Raw genomic sequence first — 2,316 nt, 5'->3', positions numbered from 1 at the left:
AATATAAAGGACTATCCAACCCCTCCTACAGCCCTTGCTGGCGCACACCACACAGGCGACTACCGCGAAGCCCTCGACGATTGTGGACGCCTACGCAAAGGCTATAAGTTTGTAAAAGGCAAAATCATTCCGCCCCAACCGTCCCACTTGTCGGCTCCGTCCCACTTGTCCGATGACGAGCTAACATTTCTTGCTGCTGCCGGCATCGACTATTTCGAGCAAGCCCCCGATGATGAAACACAAGGGCTTGGCAAGCCTATTCCTGCTGCCGATATATACAAAATGATAACCGACAAGATTATCAAAATGTTAAAGAGCACCAAAGCCTCTGACTACAAAAAAACTTGGGAAGATGATGCTTTCTTTATTCCTATTAATTTTGACAGCAAAAAACCATATCGAGGCGTAAACCGTATGCTCTTGCAAGAACGCATCGGACTTACAGAAGCCTTTGCCAACCCTTATTTCCTTACCTTTAAGCAAATCAAAAAACACAAAGGCACCCTAAAAAAAGGTGCAAAAGGCTATGAGGTAGTATATTATTCTATCCGCTACGTTGTCCCTGCCGACAAAAATATCGGACGTAAAGCCTATTCTTCTACTAATGCTCATAAAGTAATAGATTTCTTAGACAAACACAAGTTACCAGAAAATATTGTTACCCGTATCCCAATGATACGCTATTACAACGTATATAACGGTGAAGATATTACAGGTATAGACTTTAAACTGCCAGAGGTAAAGATAGGGCGTGCCATACCAGAAACCGCTTCTGAAAACGAAGCTGCCCAGCTTATTGTCGAAAACTACCCCAACCCTCCCGCTATTAAGCACGGAGGCAATGAGGCATATTATAAGCTAAGTGAAGACTTGGTGCGAATGCCTAAGATTGAGCAATTCGATAGCGTTAATGACTATTATCGTACCCTATTCCACGAACTTACGCACTCTACACGCCACGAAAGCCGCCTAAATCGTGAAAAGATTTCATTTAGATTTGGCGATAGCGGCTATGCTAAAGAAGAGTTAGTAGCCGAGTTTGGTGCTGTATTCCTAAGTGCGTGGGCGGGCATTATGTGGTACAATAACAAAAACCACGCGGCTTACCTCAAAGGCTGGAATAGTGCCATAAAAGAAGCCGAAAACGACAACAAATTCCTAATGAAAGCCGCCTCATTGGCGCAAGCTGCCACCGACTATATTCTAAACCTCAATGCTGCCGGACAACCCGCTTTCCTCTCTAAATACGAAAAGCCTAATAAAGCTGAAAAACCTAAGAAGAAAGCCGAAAAACCGAAGCCAAAAGCCCCAAAAGAAACAAAAACAACCACTGCCCTTAAGTTTTCAGATACCGAAACTAATAAAAAAATGATTGAGGGCTATCGCAACAGCTCTACAGGCAAAATAAACCTGCTAAAAACAGATATGATAGGCACACAGTTTCACCTATCTATGTTTGAAAAATATATGGCGATAGATGATATAGCAGCACTTTACGGCAAAGGGAGAAAAGCAGAAGCCCAAAAAGACTATGCTTTCGTAAAAGAACGCATAGAATGGGCATTTAATCATAACCTAAGAGCGGCCAAAGAGTACGACACTATCGAACAATGTACAGAACGCTTCATCGAGCTGTTACCAAACCTATTAGCCAAAGGCGGTCAGTGGCTTGAAGCCAAAGCTAATAGCAAAAACAGCGCAACAGCAAAAGGGCAATTCACCAAAGTCATAAAACAAGCCTTTGATGAGATAGGAAATGTAGCCGTAGGGGAAAAGCCGAATAAAGCCGAAAAACCCAAGCCAGAAGCCAAAAAAGCTACTGAAAAAACAGATAATACCGATAAGAAATATAAGTTTATTGCGTTTTACAATGTCTTGAATGAAATAGTATGCTTATACTCCTACCAAGAGCTTACCATAAATGAATTTTATTTAAAAAATACTTTTGATAATGGCATAAAGGTATATGCCCCATTAAGGTTTTATGAAAAAATAGAAGAAACAAAACGTAAGATTGAAAAGCAATATACAGAGGGGAAAGATTTTATTTGTTTAACATTTGAAAGTGAAAAAAGTGAAGAATATTATTCTTTGCTAATACATAGCAACGAAAAACCCAAGCCAGAAGCCACAAAAGCTAAAAAAAACACTAAAGTTGGGCAATATACAGGCGTTAAAACCATACCCTTAAGCGACCTTTATACCGATGAGAAACGTTTTCAAAACCGAAAGAAACTCAATGAAGAAATAGTCGAAAACATCGTCAATAACTTCAAACCTACCGACCTCGACCCATTGGTCGTATGGTACGACAAA

General features: G+C 40.7%; 1 protein-coding gene. It reads left to right on the top strand.

The window, feature by feature from the left end:
* Positions 1-2,316: ArdC family protein (locus HMPREF9074_RS11805; RefSeq protein ID WP_052141393.1), on the top strand; the 2,316-nt coding region annotated here is incomplete at both ends.

The organism is Capnocytophaga sp. oral taxon 329 str. F0087, assembly GCF_000213295.2.
GTDB lineage: Bacteria > Bacteroidota > Bacteroidia > Flavobacteriales > Flavobacteriaceae > Capnocytophaga > Capnocytophaga leadbetteri_A.
The sequence above is the reverse complement of the archived record's forward strand: the minus strand, read 5'-3'. Positions and strand labels throughout refer to the sequence as shown.